Here is a 19,170-nt window from a genome sequence, read left to right as displayed (position 1 = left end):
TCAGCCGGCCAATGTTGGTGCCCATGTCCGCTCTGGGCGGCGCCAGTCGATACCCTCCAGAAGCATCGACACCTGCGCCGATGTCAGCGCCACTGTGCCGGTCGCGGTCACCGGCCAGACGAAACGCCCCCGGTCCATCCGCTTCGAAAACAGGCAGAGTCCCTGACCGTCGAACCACAGCAATTTGATCAGGTCGCCGCGCTTGCCACGGAACGCGAACAGCGCACCGGAATGAGGTTTCTCCCGGAGCACCTGCTGCACCAATACCGCCAGGCCATCGAAGCCCTTGCGCATGTCGGTGACGCCGCACGCCAGGAATATCCGCGTCGATGTCGGCTGCGGGATCATCGGGTCAGCACGCCGATCACGCGCGACAGCGCCTCGGCGTCGACCGTGCCGTCGACGGTCAGTCGCACACCCGAAGGCAGCTCGATGCCGATCTGCCCCGCGGTCCGGGCGTCCGCTGGCGCCTCGACGGGCGGCGCCGGCAGCATCATGGGCGGCTCGCTGATTTGGACTTCGGCAAATGCGGTCTGAGGCCGGACCGGCACTCCGCTCAGTGCACCCGACATCGCCTGGCGCCGCCAGGTGTAGATCGCGCCGCTGCCGACCTCGTGACGCTCGACCGCCGCCCGGACCGACCCATCCGGCCCAAACGCATCGCGCAGGATCGCCAGCTTCTCCTCGACCGTCCAGCGGCGCCGGCCCGACACCCGCCCGACAATCTCGATACGACCACTCATACGACCGGTCGTATGACTACTCGCTACATCTGCAGCTGGTTCGATAGTCTCGTCCGACATCACGGCCCCGTTCAAAGAGCTGCCATCAACCCGTTGAACGCTCCGCCTACAAGGCGGCCCTCAGACCGCGCTTACCCCCTAGAAGGCGAGCAGCGGATTGCAGCGTTGCTGCCTGACGCTAAGCGAGTTGATCGTCCAAGGGGATCAGGCGGTCCGCCTCCTATTTAACGTATGGAACTCTGACCGGCGCGTTCGGTCTGACCGCCATGCCGTCTGTTCGGTTAGATTTTCGTCAATGATGATTAAACGGAAATGTTCGGGGTTTCTCAAAACTCTTGAGTGAGAAACCTAGGACAATCTCCTCCGGTGAGCCAAGGCATGAAAGCCATAGGTTCTCTGGGCAAGTTAGACTTTATGCATGGACAGATCTTTGCCCGGAGTTGAGCACGTGCGATGCCCGGACCGTTGCCTCTTTTATTCGCCCTGACAGCGATTTTACTTCGTTTGCAACGATCGCAAAGCTCGTTCCCCGCTCGCCGGCTCGCGCCGCTTCGATCGAGGCGTTCAAGGCCAGCATCGACGTCTGCCGTGTTACCGTACCGATGTCGTCGACGATCTTGGACAGTTCGCCAAGCGTATCTTCATGGGCGGTACGCCTGGTTTCTGCCTCCAGACGGAAGCTGTGCGCGAGGTTGGATTCGGTCTGCTCCGCGACGCGCATGGCCGTCACATCGGTCGCGCACTTGACGATCTTGATGGTCTGACCGTGCTGATCAAGGATAGGATTGTAGGTTGCCTGCAAGTGAACATCGGCGCCGCTGCGGGTCCGCCGGCGATACTCCTGCTGCGCGAAATTGCCGGCACGAAGGCTACGCCACAACGCGACATATTCGGGTGATGTCCGGTCTTCCTCGGTGCAGAACATGCCATGATGGCGGCCTGTGATATCCCGTAAGGAATAGCCCATGGTCGACAGGAAATTCTGGTTTGCCGTGATGATGATTCCATCGACCGTCATCTCGAGCCAGCACTGAGAGCGGTCGATCGCCTGTAACTTGCTTCTGTGCTCGGCGCTGTCGCGCAACTCCTGATCGGCGCGCTCCAATGCCGCGCCATTGAGAAGCACCGAATTTTCCAGGGCGTACAGCGCGTAGAGCGAATGGGTCAGCCGGGCGAGTTTTGGAGGATCGCCTGCGAACGCGGCGCAGAGCCTGAGATGGCGAGCATGGTAGCTCGCCAGCAGACCGGCTGTGAACGCGATTTCCGTCGCTCGGTCCTTGCTGCTGGCGCGCCCCCTACGAACCATTTTGCCGATGAGTTTCTGGTTGAGGCCGCCTGAGAACTTCTCACAGGTATAGCGGACGTCCCGTGCAATCAGGTCTTCGATATCAGTGTTGCACAGGCGGTATGGCGTAGTGTCGCCGGCAAAGGGGGTCCAGAAACTACGGACATCCTGCTCCACGCCGGCCTGCAGGATTGGCCACATCTCGAGCAAATCAGTTTCGAGCGTGCCAGTCGGATCGAAGGCCTCACGTAGGACCTCGATCGTGTCCTCGTTGAAATGGGAATGATATACGGCGTTCATCGCGTCCTCTATTTGCGACTCGCCTACCGCAACATACTCAAAATGACCTTAATACCTATGGGCATATATGCCGGTCATGTCATGCCAGAGTCGCCCGCTAAGGTTCAACAGAATTTCTTCTCGCCTGCGGGCTGCCGAAGTCGTGCAGACACGATATTTTAAACCCAAATTGGGTGATTAACACATTTTTAAACGCCCGGGAGCAGCACCACTATTCCATAAGAGGTGAGCGATATGCTGCTCGTTCGAGACTATCCGATGCCCGACAATGAGGTCTCACGCGTTTTGGAAGTGCGAAAATACGCGACCGGTGACGAAAACCTCCAAGATGTCTTCGATTCCGTTACCCAGCTATGTTGCAATCTGTTCCAGGCCAAGATCAGCCTGCTGTCTTTCATCGAGGATGATATCCAGATCGTAAAGGGAGCAGCCGGCCTTGCTGCAACAACCATCAAGCGGTCTGACTCATTTTGCTCGCATGCCATACTATCGAGCGAGGTCATGGTCGTACTGGATGCCTCCAGGGACCTGCGCTTTCGCGCAAACCCTTTTGTCACGGCCGCCCCGTTCATACGCTTCTATGCAGGTGCGCCGCTCAAAACCACGGCCGGGTTCAATATTGGCGCTTTGTGCATCGCCGATCCGCAACCGCGCCGGAATTTTCCGAGCGCAAGCCGTAGCCAGCTGGGTCAGATAGCCAAGCTCATATCGTCGAGGCTCGACGAACTGATCTGTGGCCATGGCAACAGGGCAGATCCTCGACACGGCGTCGATCTGCACGGCATGATCAGCAGCTACGGCAAAAAACCAGTTTCCGCCGCCATTCAGAACATCTCGATCCGCGGCGCCATGATCCACGTCGCAGATGCCCAAATACCAAGAGGGGAGGAGGTTGTGCTGTCGATCAACACAACGGCGATCGTCGCCACCGTGATGTGGACCAGGGGTGGCCTGATCGGGCTATCGTTCCACCGTCCGATCGACGAAAGAGACCTCACGCGTATACAGAAGCCAGCCCGTAAACCGTCCTCCACGCCGCCTGGCATGCGTGATGGCTCGTCGACCGCGTTAGCGCGATAAGCGGTGCGCTACGCAGGCCAATCACCGTCTTTACTTGCGGAACGTCATGTTCGGCGACGCTGGTTACCTGCCGAAGATGCCATTACCACTGCACGGTATCTGGCGGGTGATCGGGTCCTGGATATTGCTGAAGGACTCGAACGTACGCCTCAGGCCGTTGCACTCAGGGTGGTACGCTTAAAAATTCGCCGGATCAAAGCTACGTGTCGTCACGAAATATCGGAGTGACGATCAGCCTGGCTTAATCCCGATATTGGCAGTGCCTTACCGCCCGGGACAGAACGCGGCGCGCAAACTACTGAAACGACTCGATTTCGAACCAGAATGAGTTAATTGCCGCGTAGCGAATAAGAGGCGCGGTATGCAGACGAGCTACAAGCAGCTGATCACCGAACATGACGCGATCGAGGCTGCCGCCAACGCGCTGCTCGCGAGGCTTGACAAGGGCTATGCCAGCAGTGCGGATCTGGCGGTCCAGCTGAATACGCTAGCGGTTCTCGTCGAAGACCATGTCGAGCGCGAGGATCTGATCATCGCTGGCCTCGACGAAACGCAGCTCTCGGGCCCTTGGATCGAGGCATGGCGTGAGGGGGCGGACGCGTTCGCGCGGTTGAAGTCGGACTGGACGCGATTTCTGAAAACCTGGAATGCGGAAGCGATCCAGGATGACCGGATCGGCTTCACGGCCGATGCCCGCACTATCCTGGGTCGCCTGTGTGACCGCGTTCAGCTGGAAACCCGAGCATTTTACGCCACCGCTCTCCAAACCGGCGCTATCGGCCTTCGCTAGTTCGGCAAGGCTCCGTGGGCGGTCTGCTAGTCCGCGTCGCTCATCAGCCACGTCATAGCCGCCACGTCATCGTTGAAGAGCCGATGGCCCGACGACGTTGCAACGCGGGTCGCTTGCAGCCTGGATAAGGCACTTGTCATTACGATGGCAGCGCGCGCGCCGAGCGTTTCGCGCGCAAAGCGCAGCGCGGCTGCATGGCCATCGGCAATGTCACCTGATTGGATCGGGTAATGCGACATATCGATCAGGATACGCTTACACCCGCCAGCCTGCCGGAGAGTCGATGCCTGCTGCCCGACCTCTGCGCGGTATGTTGCCATGATCTCGTGCGTCCAGAACCCACTGACCCGGACAATCAAAAGCTGCCGTGCCGGATCACTGCCTATCTCGTACATTGCCCCACTCGCGTTCGAGAAAGCCTCTGCGTCGGGACGTAGCACAGATTAGTGACAAGACCATGCGTACCTTGGTAGCATGATCTGGCAAGCAACTCGTGGACGACCTATGGACGCGCATTTCTCGATCGAAATAGAACCGGAACGGTGTCTGGTACATATCATAATGGGTGGATTTTTCAACAATGAAGATGTGTTAGGTTTTCGGAGGGAGCTGACCGAACGTTTGTATAGACTGGGGTGCAGCCCCAACGATCATGTGACGTTGTGCGATGTCAGCGCAATGAAGATACAAACGCAAGATATGGTCGGCGTATTTTCTAACATCGTAGGAGATTCGGTTTTTCGGTCCCGCAAGCTCTCCTTTGTGACCGGATCGACGCTAGCTCGTATGCAGACACGGCGCCTTACTAATCGAGAGGGTGTCGCATACTTTACCGATGTCGATGAAGCCAGGACGTGGCTTTTGCAAAAGGGTGATTGAGATGATTTTAAAAATCATACAGTGTTAACTATCGGTTAGTTATCAAGGACGTTGGTCGATCGTGCACCTCGAACCTGAAAGGTTGCGAAAATGCTTCATCCTACCAATACAAGTGCTCCCTCCTTGGATAGCGCCATGCGCCTGATGCTGGAGGCGCTTGTTCTGCTGGACAAGGCTGGCGCCGGCTTCGCAGCCTGCAATGTCCAACATGCTATTGATATCGTCCGAGGCCCCCCACAGGCTTAAGGCTAAGGCCGCTTCCCTTGTGTATGCCGAGTGTCGGCTTCGTCGATCGCCGCCAACAGATCGTCAAAGCTCGGGGATTCGTCGGGTATAAATGTTCTGGAGAGCGCTTCCCCCACCGTGCGCAGGTGACGGTGTGACTCAGCGCGCTTGGGGGATTGATCGAGGTTGGCCATGAAAACCCTTTGAAGATCGGTACATAACGACCGACATCGCGAGTAGGCCCCTGAATTTAAATCAGAATGTAAGACCTTTTTTTGTATTGCGATGACGACGCCTTGTCACGAAAACGCGACTTTGACGGTAGTGAACATAGGTAAGAGGAACGCCTACGAATGACGCCTCAGAGCCGCGCCGAGCATGACGAACTGCGGCAAGCAATGCGACGATATGCCGAATTGATGCGTAAGAGCAGTCAGGCCAACTATGCCGCATTGTCGCGGGAACGAGTGCTTTTTTCGCAAAAGTTCAGTGCTCATGTTGCAAACGAGGCACGCCAGCTCTCGTGCAGCGCGTATTCACATTCGGACTACGCGCCTCTTATCAAGACCTATAACGACAAACTGACCGTCATTCGACGTAGCTATAGCAGTCATGTGGTATATTGGACGCCGGCAATGATATGTAGCGATTGGAGAAATTACGTAGCATCGGTTCTCAAACTACAGTCTGAGTTAACAGCCCTGCTGCTATGGAAAGAGCACAGAATGCCGGCTGGCGGTCAACCTCAGGAAAGGAGGGCGCTTACCTGATAGCTCCACCGCGCGGGCATGCGACGCTCCAAAGGGCTAGTTTAGACTAGGATCTGATCACAAAGTCTTTACCGCCAGCTGGTATCCGTCGACCATGTTCCACAGCCCTATCTCCTCGCCCTCGCAGCCAATGATGCGTTATCGGTCACGGGGCGATCTGCTCGATCGGGCCGGTTTATCGCGGTGCTTGCCTGGGCCAGAGCTCGATGCGGTCGCCGAGATGGCGCAGCAACTCCTCGGCAGCGATATCAGCGCGTTCTCGGTGTTGGACCAGGATTGGCAGTGGTTGACGGCGAAGTGTGGAATAGGCACCGACAAGGCGCCTCGTGAGTATAGCTTTTGCGGTCGCGTGGTCGACGCGAACGAGCCCGTGATCATCCCCGACACACAGGCCGATCCGCTTTACCGCGATAATCCCATGGTCACAGGCGAACCCCATATCGGCGCTTATTGCGGGGTGCCCGTGATAACGCGGGGCGAAGACGACACGGATCTTACGGTTGGCTCGCTCTGCGTCATCTACCGACAACCGCGCCTTTTTAGTGATGACGATATCGCCGCACTGCAGAAGCTCGCAAATATTGCAGCGGCCCTTGTCGGCAGTCGCCTTGCGGCATTGGAACTGGTCGAGCTTGCGACAGAGCGTACCGATGACCTTCACCGGGTGGCGCGTATGCACAGGCAGCTGCATCAGGCAGAACGGATTGCCGGTATAGGGTCCTGGCGTTTCGATCTCCTCGAAAAAACCATCGAATGGTCAGACCAGGTCTATGCGATTCACGACCTTCCGCTCGGCGACGCGCCACAGATCGAGCGCGCGATGGAATTCTACCCAGGACGGTCGCGTGCTGTTCTGACCGACGCGATCAATCTCGCGATCGAGCAAGGACGCCCCTTTGACGAAGAGGTCGATTTCGTTTCGGCATTCGGGGCGGCCAAGCGGGTGCGCAGCATGGGGGAAGTCGAGCTATACGACGGCCGTCCCGTCGCACTCATCGGCGTGTTCCAGGACGTCACCCGTCGTTACGAGATGGAGCAGGCATTACGGCGATCGGCCCACACCGACGAGCTCACCGGACTGACCAACCGCGCCGGCTTCAACCAGGCGCTATCCACAGGCATTGCAGGCGGCCATACGAACGGGACGCCACTTGCGCTGCTAATGATCGACCTGGACGGTTTCAAAGCGGTGAACGACCGCTGTGGCCATCTGAGGGGAGACCAGGTCCTGCGGACGATCGCGACAGCGTTGCACGCCTCGTATCTCGCCGAATGTGTCACCGCGCGGCTTGGTGGCGACGAATTTGCGGTTATCGTCCGCGGGACAGACCGGGATGCGGTGTCGGCCTTGGTCCTGAAACTACTCAAAAACCTTCGTCATTCGGTCGATATCGGTGACGGGAAACAGCTTTGCGTGTCGGGCACGATCGGTGTCAGCTGGCTGGCGGCGGGCATGACCGAACGGGATCTGCTGCGTCAGGCAGACATCGCGCTGTATCACGGCAAGCATACCAAACGCGGGACCGCGACGACCTATTCCGCGCTCATCGACCGCTGAAAACGCCTTTTTCTAGAGGGGAAACGTCATCCGGTTGCAGTTCTCTTGGGGTGGTCTAGTACGGCGCCATTCTTGAAGCTGTCGATAATCGCGGGCCGGCCGATGTGATAGCCCTGCACGACATCACACCCCTCGGCGCGTAAGCGGTCAAGTTGTTCGGATGTCTCAACACCCTCGGCCACCACAGGCATGCCAAGTCCTCGGCCCAGTCCAATCACAGCCTGAACGATGGCCAGGGATTGCGGGTTTTCATCCATGTCGCGAATGAAGGACTGGTCGATCTTCACCTTGTCGAAGGGGAAGGTGCGGAAATAGTTGAGCGATGAGTAGCCGGTACCAAAATCATCCATTGCCACCGAGACGCCAAGCTGACGCAACTCGGTAAGCAGGTGGATACCGCGAGCGGTATCCTTGATCAGCATGCCCTCGGTTACCTCCACTTCCAGCCGCGTCGGTGCAAGACCCGATTGTTTCAGGATGGCACCTATCTCGGCGACGATATTGTCATCGTCCATTTGCGCCGGCGACAGATTGACGGCGACTTTCAACTCCGGGCTCCATGTCGCGGCTTCGTTCGCAGCCATCTCAAGCACGAGCCGTCCGAGGTCCGGCATGATGCCGCTCTCTTCTGCAATCGGGATAAACATCGCCGGTGCGATGCGGCCCAGACGCGGATGATCCCACCGGGCCAGGGCTTCAAAGCTGATGATCCGTCCCGTTTGGGCATCGGCGAGAGGTTGATACTCGACATGGATTTCGCCGCGCTCGAGCGCGCTTCTCAAGTCCGCCTCGACCTGCCGGCGCTCGCGTGCAGCGTCGTCCATCGCCGGCTCGAAGAAGCACCACTGATTGCGACCGTCGTTCTTGGCGCGGTAGAGTGCGAGATCGGCATTGCGCAGCACCAGATCGCCGTCATCGGCACCGCCCGCTGGATGCATGGCAACGCCAGCAGAGGCGCCGATCCCCACGCCGCGGTCTCGGATGCCAAAGGGCCGTGCCAGCGTATCGATGGTCCGTCGTGCGATACGTCCGGCCGTCTCGCTGTCAGCAACGAGAATGGCGAATTCGTCACCGCCCAGTCGGGCTACGGGACAGCGTGCTGTGGTCACAATACGCTGGGCAGCTTCGACCAGAACTTCATCGCCAGCCGCGTGGCCGTAAAGGTCGTTGACGATCTTGAAGCGGTCCAGGTCGAGGCAGATAACAGCCCCCATGTCCTGCCTACGATCTCAGCCTTGGTACGCCCACTCAGTTGCTCAAAAGCGCGGTTGACGAAGACGTAGCGATCGGATGCCGAGTTCTTCGCGTAGATGGCGGCCGGCATGTTGTCGACGATGGCATCGGTGAGCGCGCGGCTTGCCTCCCGTTCAGCCTGAAGGGCGCGGCGAACCGTCGCATCACGCAGGATGGACACGACTGTCACCGCATCGCCCTCGCGGTGAACGGCCAGGGTGAGTTCGACATGTACCTCGCTGCCGTCACGTCGAAGGGCCGGTATCTCAACGGCCCGCATGGGCTGAGCTACGGGTGAGGCGACCAACCGCTCAAACCCCGCCGTGTGGGCCGTCCGCATCGCTTCAGGAATGATGAAGGTGATGGGCTGTCCCAAGGCCTCGTTACGAGGCCAACCTAGCAAGGCCTCGGCCGCCACGTTCCAGTGGCTCACTTTACCGGCACGATCGCAGGTTATGAATGCATCCGTTGTGGTTTCATCGATAACCGCTGCCGCGCGCTCGCGTTGACGCAGCTCGCCAAGTTCGATCCGCTCAATGACCTGGCCTGCCATGAGCATCAACGCGCGCAGTTCGCGCTCACCAAATTCTCGTGGCCGACGATCGATGATGCATAACGTGCCGAAGGCGATGCCGTCACGGCCGATCAGGGGCGCGCCTGCATAAAACCGCGCGGCCATCTCGCCCAGCACCAGCGGGTGGTCGGCAAACCGCGGGTCAGCCATCAAATCTTCAATGACGAGCGGCTGCGCAGTTTCAAGAACGTGACCGCAAAATGCGATATGTTTGGGCGCGCTGCAAAGGTCGAGACCAACCTTGGCCTTCATCCAGACGTCGTCGCCGTCCTCGAGGTTTACGAGCGCGATGGGGACGTCGAAGCGATCCGCGGCGATGGTAGCGATGACGTCATATTCGGGCGAGGGCGTTCGTGGAATGCGCGTCGTTCCTATCGTTTCGACCATGTCGCCTGTATCACCCATGCCGCCGGACGCGTATGCCGACAGGGATCAATAAACCCGATATGGTTACGGTCTCGTGCATCTAGAGACGCGACCGGTTTAGCGGACCGGTGGCTCCAAGCTTGATCGATATACGCTGCCAGGCACGTCTTGGTCGCAAAGGTGGCGATCGCGTTACCCCGAAGCGGGGCAGCAGCGTACCGATGGTATCAGATCGTGGCGGGACCGAACCAGCCTGCTGATACTATACCCCGCAAACCACGCCAGACAGGCTTCGTAATCGTGCAGCGGCCACGGACATTCTGGAATTGGAGCCACGGCTAGCTGTCCTGCCTGCAAGCCTTGCCTATGCGCGATAGCGATCGGGTGAATGGAGCCATTCATCTGAGAAAATTGAAAAATATTTCACCGAGCGGGCAAGGCCTTTATCTCGTGAAGGCGCGCTATCAGGCCGACGATGTTCAACGTTCAACGGCAGGGGCAACGATCCCCTGTTCGATCGAGATGACGTATCCAGCGTCGCATTCTCCACCTCACCGGGCACGAACAGGACCTCTCGGCGGACCTCAAGTCTCTCGCAAGCGAGGAGTGCCGTTATGCATCTGCCTTTAGCGCGATTTAAGAAGCCGCTCATACATATGCGTCACGCGCCAGCTTCAGGTTCGCGCTAGGGGATGGTCCCCGCGCCCCGCCCGCCGGGACAACGGGCGGGGTGTTTCTCTCATGATACGCTACGCCGCTTTTGAACGTCCCTACTCTTCCTCTTGCCAGGGGAGGAGGGGTCGCCTCCCCCGGTTTGATATATCAGGCCTCTTCGACTGGTTTGGCGGCACGAGGCTTCCGCGCAGCCTTGGGTGCTTCATCACCAGCCTTTGCAACGGCCTGACCAGGCTTCCGCCCGAGACCAATCGACTTGGCCATGGTGCGGCGCGCTTCCGAATAGGTCGGGGCGACCATGGGATAGTCCGCCTTCAGCTTGTAGCGCGCGCGGTAGTCCTCCGGGCTCAGCCCATTGGTCGAAAGATGCCGGCGTAAAGTCTTGTATGGCTTGCCATCAATCATGGAGATTATGTGGTCTGGCGACGCAAGCGACTTACGGGCAGTGACGGCCGGCTCATATGTCTGAACGGGCTCGTCTGTTTGCGCCGGAACCTCTGCCCCTGTTAATTGTACGACCGCGGCATGCATGGAAACCAGAAACGCTGGAACGTCACCCGCGTTAGTGCGCGTGTTGGGATTTGCCAGCCATGCCGCCGTCAGTTCGGCTGCCAATTCGACTGCGCTGATCTCGTCGTTCATCGGATTCTCAATATGTTAGGGGCTTACGCGGTTGGATCCGGAATGGACCATTTTCAAGTCACAGGCGCTTGGCGCATTGGCAAGCATTCTAGATCTAAATGCGAGATGGTCATACATCATCGAATAGCCAGGCCAGCGCCTCCTCCTCGGTATATGCGATAAGGACACGCCCGGCCGGTGCGATCCGCTCCGCCATCGACGTCGGCAATCGCGGCGATACGATGATCGCCGTGCGACGTGATGGAGAGTTTGCCTCGAACGACTTCCGGAATTCGGCAACCGTGACCGCCTCGGTCAGGAGCTTTTCCCGCATGTCGACCAGCGTCAGGAAATAGCCATGCCGGGCACCCCCCGCCTTCATTTGCGAAACCGCCTTGGCGTGATCAACAGAGAGATTGTCAGTCTGAGCATTGGCCCAGTCGCCCCACAGCGTAACCCTCATGAACTCGCGGTCTGGATCGATCTCGATGCGATGCCCTGCTGGATGCATAACGTCCCCTCCTCTTACCCAGAAAGAGAACAAGCCGGCAGTGACTTTGCAACGTCAGTCCCAACTATTTTTGTGCGTAGCTTCCTGCGAAGTCAGAGCAGCCCAGAACGCGGTGCCGTTCTCGGAATCGATGGTTGAATGGGAACACCTAAGGCGTCCCAAAATCCGTGTTTGGCACGAATTGGGAATGTTTTAAGGTCGGCTCAGGTTAAACCACCCCGGTGTACAAGGCAGTCGCTACCGGGGCGCTGGCATACCGGGCGTTGGTAAGTAGGCATGCCCTGATCTCTTCACGGTGCAGGGGCTTGCTGAACAGATACCCCTGAAGATGGGTGCAGCCCGCTTCAACCAGTCCCACCATCTGCTCAGGCGTTTCAACGCCTTCTGCCACCACACCCATTCCAAGCGTTGTCCCTAATCCAATGACCGCTTGAATGATGGCCGACGCAGCCTGCGAGGTGAGCATCTGCCGCACGAAACTTTGGTCGATCTTCACCTTGTCGAACCGGAATCGCTCGAAATAGCTGAGCGATGAGTAGCCAATTCCAAAATCATCCATCAGAATCTGGATTCCCAGCGAACGCAGCTGCTCCAGCTCCCGGAACGTAAGATCGACGTCGCGTAGGAATAGACCTTCGGTCACTTCCAGCTGGAGGCGGTGTGAGGGAAGGCCGGTGGCGGTAAGGACGTTTCGGACGACCTCGGACAGATCGCCGGCATGGATTTGCATCGGCGAGATGTTGACGGCAACCTTGATGTGCTCCGGCCATTCCATCGCCTCTTCACATGCGATGCAGAGAATGCGAGTCCCGAGCTGGGTAATCAATCCGCTCTCCTCAGCGATCGAGATGAACAGGTCTGGTGGGATGGGGCCCCTGATCGGGTGGCACCAGCGAGCCAGTGCCTCCACACTCGTGATCTGCTCCGTCTTGGTTGAAACCACCGGCTGATAGGCAAGCGTGATTTCGTCGCTATCAAGCGCAGCGCGTAGATCGCGTTCCAGTCCGCGCCGGTCCTGCGTTGCCCGATCCATCTCGGCGCTGAAGAAGCATACCACGCCTCGCCCCTGCTGCTTGGCGCGGTAAAGGGCGAGGTCGGCGTGCTGACGCAACTCTTCGGTCGTGTCGCCGTCGTCAGGTGCAAGGGCGATCCCCACACTGCTTCCCAGCTGTACCGTCGCCCAGCGGGTGACGATTGGAGATGCCAGAGCGGTGACGATGGTGGCAGCCAGGATGCGGGATCGCTCTGCCAGCGCTGGCCCTGTGACAATCAACGCGAATTCATCGCCACCGACGCGCGCAAGTGTGGTTGCTACCATCGCCACGGCGCGAAGGCGGTCGCCGATCTGCGCGAGCGCTGCGTCGCCAGCGAGGTGACCGAACTGATCGTTCACTGCCTTGAATCGGTCGAGGTCGATACTGATGAGGGCAAAAGGGGCTTCAGCGGCAATGAGCCTGTCGATCTCGTCGACGAACGAGCCTCGGTTGCGCAGGCCTGTCAGGGAGTCATAATGCGCCAAGCGCTGGACCTGCGCCTGCGCCTTGCGGGTCTCGGTCACGTCCTCCGACATGCCGACGATGTACTCGCGCTCACGGTTTGGCCCATCGATGACGATCCGCTTCGTCCGTAGCGTTACGCTGTCGCCGCCAGGGCGCTCGAACTCGCTTTCGAACAGATGCACGCCCTCGGCTGCTAAGGCTGCCCTGTCACGCTGCTCGTAGCCGGCACCTTGGGCGCATAGCTCCGGATCGGTCTTGCCGATCATGTCGTTCCTGGACTTTCCGGTCAGCTCCTCACCGGCACGATTGACCAGCAGGTAGCGCTTGGTTTCAGCGTCCTTGACGAACAGCATGGCGGGAAGGTGATCGACGACGGTGTCGAGAAACGTCTTGGCCTGCTCTCGCTCACGTTCCAGCATCCGGCGCGCCGTGGCGTCGCGGATGATACCGGCGAAATTATACCCGCCCTCCAACGACCCCCACCGCGCCAGCGACAACTCGATCGGGAACTCGCTGCTGTCGATGCGTTTTGCGGTCAGTTCGACCGACTTGCCAACGAGCGTGGTTCGGCCGCCTGCAGAAGCACGGGCAAAACCGCGGTGGTGTGCTGCGGCATGAGTCACAGGCAGGATGATGTCGAGCGTTTGCCCTATAGCCTGCGCGGAAGAATGGCCGAACATCGCCTCTGCGGCCCGGTTCCAGAAAGTGATTGCGCCGGCCCCATCGACACAAAGGATGGCGTCCGAGGTGACATCCACGACCCGCGTAGCGATTTCGCCGATCTGGCGGAAGCGTCTTGCCTCTATCAGCCCGGCAACGATCCCGGCGAGGTCGGCCAGCGCCTGCACCTGCTCAGGGGGCACGTTTCCCCGGGGTTGGCGATCAAGGACGCATAGCGTGCCAAGACAGTGGCCGGCGCTGGTGACGATCGGCGCACCGGCATAAAAGCGATAACCGTCCGGCCCAAGGGTTAGCGGATTGCCCTCACAGCGCACGTCCGCGTGGGTATCGAGGATTACGATCGGCACGACCAAGTCCAGCGCCAGTGTGCAAAAGGCATGTTCGCGAGGCGCTTCTGTAGCGGGCATACAGAGGCGTGACTTGAACCATGCCCGCCGATCGTCAACGAGGCTAACCGCCGCACTTTCGCCGCCCAGTGCCAGTGCCGCCAGCCGGGTAACCTCGTCAAAGTCCCGATGGGCAGGCGTATCGAGGATGGCCATGTTCCACAGAGCGGTAAGTCGGTCCGTCTCGGCCGCTTCGCTCAGGGTGCTAATGAAGGTCATAAATTCCGTATTGCATCTCGGCATTGGTAATTTGTTAATGCGCTGACTTTGCCCAGTTATTCATAAGTATGTTAGCTCCAAATCATCTCACCGATTTGCCGTGCTAATCGAAGAGGTACTGCCAGCCCTACCTTTTCGCCGCCGGTATCGACCAGCGACCAGATCAAGCTCGCCATCACGAGCAGGATCAGGATTGAAAGCACGAAGGAATAAGCGCGGATGCGGACCATATGCCGCGCTTACACGACCGGCTTAAAATCCGCTATTCGGGCGGTAGCGGCCGATCCGACGTTCTCGATTTGGATGCAGACCGTCCGAAAACTCGCCCGTGATCGAGGTCTGTACGATCACCCTGCTGAGAAATGGCTGAAGGACCAGCTTTCTCGGGTTTTATGCTCTGATGAGGCCGAAATAGGCTGTCGCAGGGCGATATTCGGCGTCGTGACGGCAGGCGTGGCGGGCCGGATCAGGGGCTGCACCGCCCGGATCAGCCCCGGCACACCGATGAGGGTGATCGCCCGCCTGAGATTGTAGGCGAGTGCCGTCAGGCTGAACTCGGCGCGGACCTTCTCCAGCCCGCGCATCAGGAACGCGCTCTGGTTCATGGACTGCTTTATCGTGCCGAACGGGTGTTCGACCGTGGACCGGCGGATGACGTGGAGGTCTGGGCGGTTTTCGAGGCGCTCGGTCATGCGCTCGATGATCTCTTCCTTCTCCCAGCGGTTGACGCGCCGCCAACGTCCCTTGGTGCACAACGCCTTCATCTGGCAGCCGGTGCAGGCGGCAGGATTAGAATACTGGATCGTTACATGCCCGCGCGTCACCGAGTTGTAGCGGGTGTCGAGTATCTTCCCGGCAGGGCAGTGATAGGCGTCGGCTGCTGGATCGTAGCGAAACCGCTCTTTGGGAAAGAGGCCGTTGCTGACGTTGATGCCCCGGCGCGGGCGGGGAATGTACGGCGTGATGCCGGCCGCCTCGCACGCCTCGATATCCTCGCCCTTGTGGTAGCCCATGTCGGCGACCGCATCGATCCGCTCGACGCCGAGCAACTCCTTTGCCGCACCGGCGGTGGGCGCTAGCAGGCCCATGTCGTTGCAGGCGTTGGTGACATGCTGCTCGACGATCAGGTTGTGCTTTGTATCGACAGCCACCTGCGCGTTGTAGCCGATGGTCACTTTGCCATGAGCGACCATCGCGCGCGCATCAGGATCTGTAAGTGAAATCTGCCCGTCGCCGCTTTCCTCCAGCTGACCGGGCAGCGCCGAGCTGGCCTCACGCTGCTCGCGCAGTTCAGCTATCTTCGTCGCCAACGCGTCGGCTCGGCCGGTGCCGGCACCATCTTCGCCCCGGTCGATCTGGTCCAGTTCGGCCAGATACCGCTCCAGTCGCGCGTCGGTCTAGGCGAGATACGTTGCCAGCCGCTCGCGGCTGAAGTTGCGCGACCGGCTGTTCACTGCCTTCAGGCGCGTGCCGTCCACTGCCAGCAGTTCGCGCCCGAACAAGTCGAGCTTGCGGCACAGGATCACGAACACGCGGAACACCGCCTTGAACGCGGACCGGTTGTCGCGCCGGAAATCGGCGATAGTCCGAAAGTCCGGCCGCACACCGCGCAGCAGCCAGATCAACTCGAGATTGCGGGCCGCTTCCGCCGCCAGGCGCCGGCTCGACCGCACCCGGTTGAGGTAGCCGTACAGGTACAGCTTGAGCATGTCGGCCGGATCGTAACCGGGCCGCCCCGCCGCCTTCGGTTGCGCCCGTACGAAGCCAGCGCGCCCCAGATCGAGGTCATCCACGAACGCGTCGATGAACCGTACCGGGTTGTCCGCCCCCACATAGTCCTCGACCGATGCCGGCAGCAGCAGCGCTTGGTCGCGCGCGTGACCCTCGATGTATGCCATGCCCGCAGGCTACACCGCCCCGGCAGGCAGCGGAATCCATAACCACCGTTTTCGGACGGTCTGGATGGTGTTTCGGGATTAGCGGAGCGAGTGTTACCGCTACGATCGCATCCGACGCGCTCGCACAAGTGCCCAACGGTCGCACGTCGCAATATGAAATCTGTCAGTCATCCTCTTATGCTAATCAGCCTTATGACTGATAAAAAACCGTCTTCCCCGACGTTAGATCGCAGGCGCCTGCTCACCTCGGCTGTGCTGGGGACCGGCATGGTCGCGCTCTCTGCTGGAGCACGAGCTACACCGGCCGAACCGACGCGTTCCAGCGAACCAATGACGGCGCAAGCCGAAGAAGGGCCCTATTACCTCCCGCTGAACCTTACGCGCGCCGACATCACCGAGGGTCTGTCCGGTATCCCGGTCGATATCCGCTTCACGGTCGTCGATGAGGCCGGCCTGCCTTACACCGGGGCGCTGGTCGATATCTGGCATTGTGATGCTCAGGGGGTCTACTCCGGGTTCGAGCAACCTGGTGGGCAGGCTGTTACCGACATGAAGGGTCGGACGTTCCTGCGGGGTGTGCAGCCGGTCGACGCGGACGGCAGCGCGCTTTTTCACAGCATCTATCCAGGCTGGTATCACGGCCGGACCACGCATATCCATTTCAAGGTGCGCCATGGCGCCCGTACCAACCTCACCTCGCAGTTCTTCCTGCCCGACACGCTGAGCGAGTTCCTGTACAGCCAGGTGACGGCATACCAGCGCGCCGAGCTGCGCGACACACTCAACTCCGACGACGGCATAGCCATCCAGGCAGGGGACACCGTGGAAGGAAGCGTGCGCGAGACAAAGGGCCGTTACCTCGTGACCCTCGCCGTTCGGGTGGATCGCGCTTCTATCGCACGGGAAAACCACTTCGGTGGTCCTGGGGGGCCGCCTCCGGGACCACCAAGGGCGGGTCCCATGGGCGGACTCGGGAACATGCCGGGAGGTCCGGATGGAAGACGCGGACGGCCGCCCGGGGGACCTCCAGCCCTACAGGGCGAGCAGCGGGTCGCGGCCCTCCTGCCCGACGCTAAGCGGGTCGATCGTCCAAGGGGACAAGGCGGACCGCCGCCTGTCTAACACCTGCGGAACGTGCACGAGCGCACTCGGCCGAGCATACGCTATCTGGTTGATTAGGCTTTCCCGCAAACGAAGGAGAACCGATATGTGGGTGAGGGGCGATCGGTACAGCGGGACCGTAACGCGTCGCAACCGCCGTGAAAGGCCGAACGATACTATCGGCTACTATCGACTGCCCTGAACAGGTGACATCGCTGGCGGTGAACGACACGACCTCCGTCCGCTGTGTGGCGAACGGTACCGGGGGGGCAGGGACGCTGAGCAGCGCGAGCATCGCAACGGACATGGCGTGATCTCCAAATTTACGACATCGATTATCCCGCTGGCGGCAACGTCCCGTAGGAATGACCGCCCCTTAATAGGCGTCCACGGTGAACGCCAGAAAACCGCCGTTCTCCATTTTCCCAAAAACCGTTCCCAAAACTACTTTCTCACGGTACGTATTTTAGACGGAGTTATGAGAAGGGAGCGGCATGCTCATTGGCTATGCGCGGGTGTCCACCGCGGATCAGAATCTGGCGTTGCAGATCGATGCCCTCAACGCGGCCGGCTGCGAACACATCGCGACAGACAAGGCCAGTGGCGCAAGCGTCGTACGCCCAGGTCTGACTGAAGCGCTTGGTAAGGCCCGCAAGGGCGATACGCTGGTGATCTGGAAACTTGATCGTCTCGGGCGGTCGATGAAAGGGCTGGTCGATCTGGCGGCTGAACTGTCGGTACGCGGGATCGCGTTGCGCTCGCTCACGGACGGGATCGATACCGCGACCCATACGGGCCGTCTGGTATTCCATATTCTCGGATCGATTGCGGAGATGGAGCGCGAACTTATCCGGGAACGCACGATGGCGGGGTTGGCCGCGCGACGAAAGGCCGGCGGGGGCGGAGGTCGTAAATCTGTCATGACGCCACGAAAGAGGGACATGGCTGTTAAACTACTCGCTGCCGGCGATCGGCCGCAGGACGTGGCAGAAGCGGTCGGCGTGTCGGTTTCGACCTTCTATCGCCATTTCCCCGCCAGCGGCAGGAATGCGTCGGGTGACAAATAGCGCTGACAGGGACGTGCCATTTGGCTCTGATATCTACATATACGGGATCTATCCTACCTTCCTCCCCAAGGCGAACGGACCGCACTCACCCGCTGTTGCCGTTCGCTCCTAGCGTACACGCAACTCACGTTCGTGTTCTGACCCCGTGGACGTGAAACCGCTGAAGGTCTCAGCGCATGGTATTCTGCCACGCGCTGATCCTCACAGCAGGTTATTCAGCGGCAGCCGTTACCGTAGGCTTCGTGTTACGGCGTGGCTTGGCAGCCGCAGGTTCAGCAGCCTTTTGAACCGTCTGGCCGGGCTTACGACCCAGGCCGATCTTCTTCGCCATAGCACGACGGCTCTCGCTGTAGCTTTCCGCAACCATGGGATAATCCGCCTTGAGATTATACCGTTCGCGGTACTCGGCTGGGGTCATACCGTTGGTAGCGAGATGACGACGCAGCGTCTTGTAAGGCTTGCCATCGATCATGCTGATGATGTGCTCCTTGCTGGCAAGCGACTTCCGTGCCGTCACAGCAGGCGTGTACTCCTGAGCCGGCGCTTCCGGAGCATCGACGCTCTGCTCACCGGCGAGCTTCGAGACAGCCGCATGCATCGACTGCAGAAATGCGGGGACATCGTCAGCAGTTGTCCGCGTATTTGGATTAGCCAGCCAGGCAATGGTCAACTCGGTTGCGAGTTCGATCGAGTTGGTATCATCAGTCAT

19 protein-coding genes are annotated in these 19,170 nt (G+C 59.8%); 6 read left to right on the top strand and 13 right to left on the bottom strand.

The features are described 5' to 3' along the window. The 3 genes from tnpB to AC3D24_RS20745 all read right to left on the bottom strand — a co-directional run bounded on the left by tnpB (position 1) and on the right by AC3D24_RS20745 (position 2,328). A complete protein-coding gene (tnpB, locus tag AC3D24_RS20755; RefSeq protein ID WP_031439429.1) occupies positions 1-348 on the bottom strand; it encodes an IS66 family insertion sequence element accessory protein TnpB in 348 nt (115 codons plus the stop codon). Then, entirely contained in the window at positions 345-743 is a 399-nt protein-coding gene (gene tnpA, locus AC3D24_RS20750; protein WP_480954038.1) for an IS66-like element accessory protein TnpA, read from the bottom strand. The genes tnpB and tnpA overlap by 4 nt, the downstream gene beginning before the upstream one ends. Before the next feature lie 412 nt (positions 744-1,155). Beyond that, entirely contained in the window at positions 1,156-2,328 is a 1,173-nt protein-coding gene (locus tag AC3D24_RS20745; RefSeq protein ID WP_489033319.1) for a PAS domain-containing protein, read from the bottom strand. A 234-nt stretch (positions 2,329-2,562) separates the two neighbouring features. Here AC3D24_RS20745 and AC3D24_RS20740 point away from each other — a divergent pair, with 234 nt between their 5' ends. Continuing rightward, on the top strand, positions 2,563-3,408 hold the full coding sequence (locus AC3D24_RS20740; RefSeq protein WP_489033795.1) for a GAF domain-containing protein: 846 nt from the start codon (positions 2,563-2,565) through the stop codon (positions 3,406-3,408). Between the two features lie 361 nt (positions 3,409-3,769). After that, positions 3,770-4,198 (top strand): hypothetical protein, encoded by a 429-nt coding sequence (locus tag AC3D24_RS20735; protein WP_489033318.1) that lies wholly within the window; start codon positions 3,770-3,772, stop codon positions 4,196-4,198. Positions 4,199-4,224: 26 nt separating this feature from the next. Here the strand turns inward: AC3D24_RS20735 and AC3D24_RS20730 are convergent, their stop codons facing one another. Next, complete coding sequence (locus tag AC3D24_RS20730) at positions 4,225-4,593, bottom strand: hypothetical protein (protein ID WP_489033317.1); 369 nt, start codon at positions 4,591-4,593, stop codon at positions 4,225-4,227. A 109-nt stretch (positions 4,594-4,702) separates the two neighbouring features. On the opposite strand from AC3D24_RS20730, the gene AC3D24_RS20725 reads away from it, so the two are divergent. After that, positions 4,703-5,077, top strand: a complete 375-nt coding sequence (locus AC3D24_RS20725) for a hypothetical protein (protein WP_489033316.1) — start codon at positions 4,703-4,705, stop codon at positions 5,075-5,077. A gap of 1,128 nt (positions 5,078-6,205) precedes the next feature. Then, positions 6,206-7,630, top strand: coding sequence for a sensor domain-containing diguanylate cyclase (locus tag AC3D24_RS20720; protein WP_489033314.1), 1,425 nt, complete (start codon positions 6,206-6,208; stop codon positions 7,628-7,630). Positions 7,631-7,656: 26 nt separating this feature from the next. Here AC3D24_RS20720 and AC3D24_RS20715 read toward each other — a convergent pair whose 3' ends face one another. From AC3D24_RS20715 to AC3D24_RS20680, 8 genes are all read right to left on the bottom strand, one after another. Continuing rightward, on the bottom strand, positions 7,657-8,844 hold the full coding sequence (locus tag AC3D24_RS20715; protein WP_489033313.1) for a putative bifunctional diguanylate cyclase/phosphodiesterase: 1,188 nt from the start codon (positions 8,842-8,844) through the stop codon (positions 7,657-7,659). Next, a complete protein-coding gene (locus tag AC3D24_RS20710) occupies positions 8,736-9,842 on the bottom strand; it encodes a PAS domain S-box protein (RefSeq protein WP_489033311.1) in 1,107 nt (368 codons plus the stop codon). The genes AC3D24_RS20715 and AC3D24_RS20710 overlap by 109 nt, the downstream gene beginning before the upstream one ends. Before the next feature lie 783 nt (positions 9,843-10,625). After that, a complete protein-coding gene (locus tag AC3D24_RS20705; protein WP_489033309.1) occupies positions 10,626-11,120 on the bottom strand; it encodes a Ros/MucR family transcriptional regulator in 495 nt (164 codons plus the stop codon). Between the two features lie 109 nt (positions 11,121-11,229). Beyond that, a complete protein-coding gene (locus AC3D24_RS20700) occupies positions 11,230-11,610 on the bottom strand; it encodes a hypothetical protein (protein WP_489033307.1) in 381 nt (126 codons plus the stop codon). Positions 11,611-11,818: 208 nt separating this feature from the next. Further along, on the bottom strand, positions 11,819-14,395 hold the full coding sequence (locus AC3D24_RS20695) for a sensor domain-containing phosphodiesterase (protein WP_489033305.1): 2,577 nt from the start codon (positions 14,393-14,395) through the stop codon (positions 11,819-11,821). A 71-nt stretch (positions 14,396-14,466) separates the two neighbouring features. Then, positions 14,467-14,625, bottom strand: a complete 159-nt coding sequence (locus AC3D24_RS20690) for a hypothetical protein (RefSeq protein WP_489033304.1) — start codon at positions 14,623-14,625, stop codon at positions 14,467-14,469. Between the two features lie 117 nt (positions 14,626-14,742). Beyond that, on the bottom strand, positions 14,743-15,705 hold the full coding sequence (locus AC3D24_RS20685; RefSeq protein ID WP_489033303.1) for a transposase: 963 nt from the start codon (positions 15,703-15,705) through the stop codon (positions 14,743-14,745). A gap of 87 nt (positions 15,706-15,792) precedes the next feature. Beyond that, complete coding sequence (locus tag AC3D24_RS20680) at positions 15,793-16,293, bottom strand: transposase (RefSeq protein WP_489033301.1); 501 nt, start codon at positions 16,291-16,293, stop codon at positions 15,793-15,795. A gap of 192 nt (positions 16,294-16,485) precedes the next feature. Here AC3D24_RS20680 and AC3D24_RS20675 point away from each other — a divergent pair, with 192 nt between their 5' ends. Together AC3D24_RS20675 and AC3D24_RS20670 are read left to right on the top strand one after the other, a co-directional pair. Further along, positions 16,486-17,415, top strand: a complete 930-nt coding sequence (locus tag AC3D24_RS20675) for an intradiol ring-cleavage dioxygenase (RefSeq protein WP_489033299.1) — start codon at positions 16,486-16,488, stop codon at positions 17,413-17,415. Positions 17,416-17,888: 473 nt separating this feature from the next. Further along, positions 17,889-18,461 carry a recombinase family protein gene (locus AC3D24_RS20670; RefSeq protein WP_489033298.1) on the top strand — a complete coding sequence of 191 codons (573 nt, stop codon included), beginning with the start codon at positions 17,889-17,891 and terminating at the stop codon, positions 18,459-18,461. A gap of 211 nt (positions 18,462-18,672) precedes the next feature. On the opposite strand, the gene AC3D24_RS20665 is transcribed toward AC3D24_RS20670, so the two are convergent. Then, on the bottom strand, positions 18,673-19,170 hold a 498-nt coding region (locus tag AC3D24_RS20665), incomplete at its 5' end, for a Ros/MucR family transcriptional regulator (protein WP_489033297.1).

Source organism: Sphingomonas sp. SL1004 (genome assembly GCF_057815015.1).
Note: the sequence above shows the minus strand (reverse complement) of the source record. Positions and strands in the feature narration are given on the sequence as shown.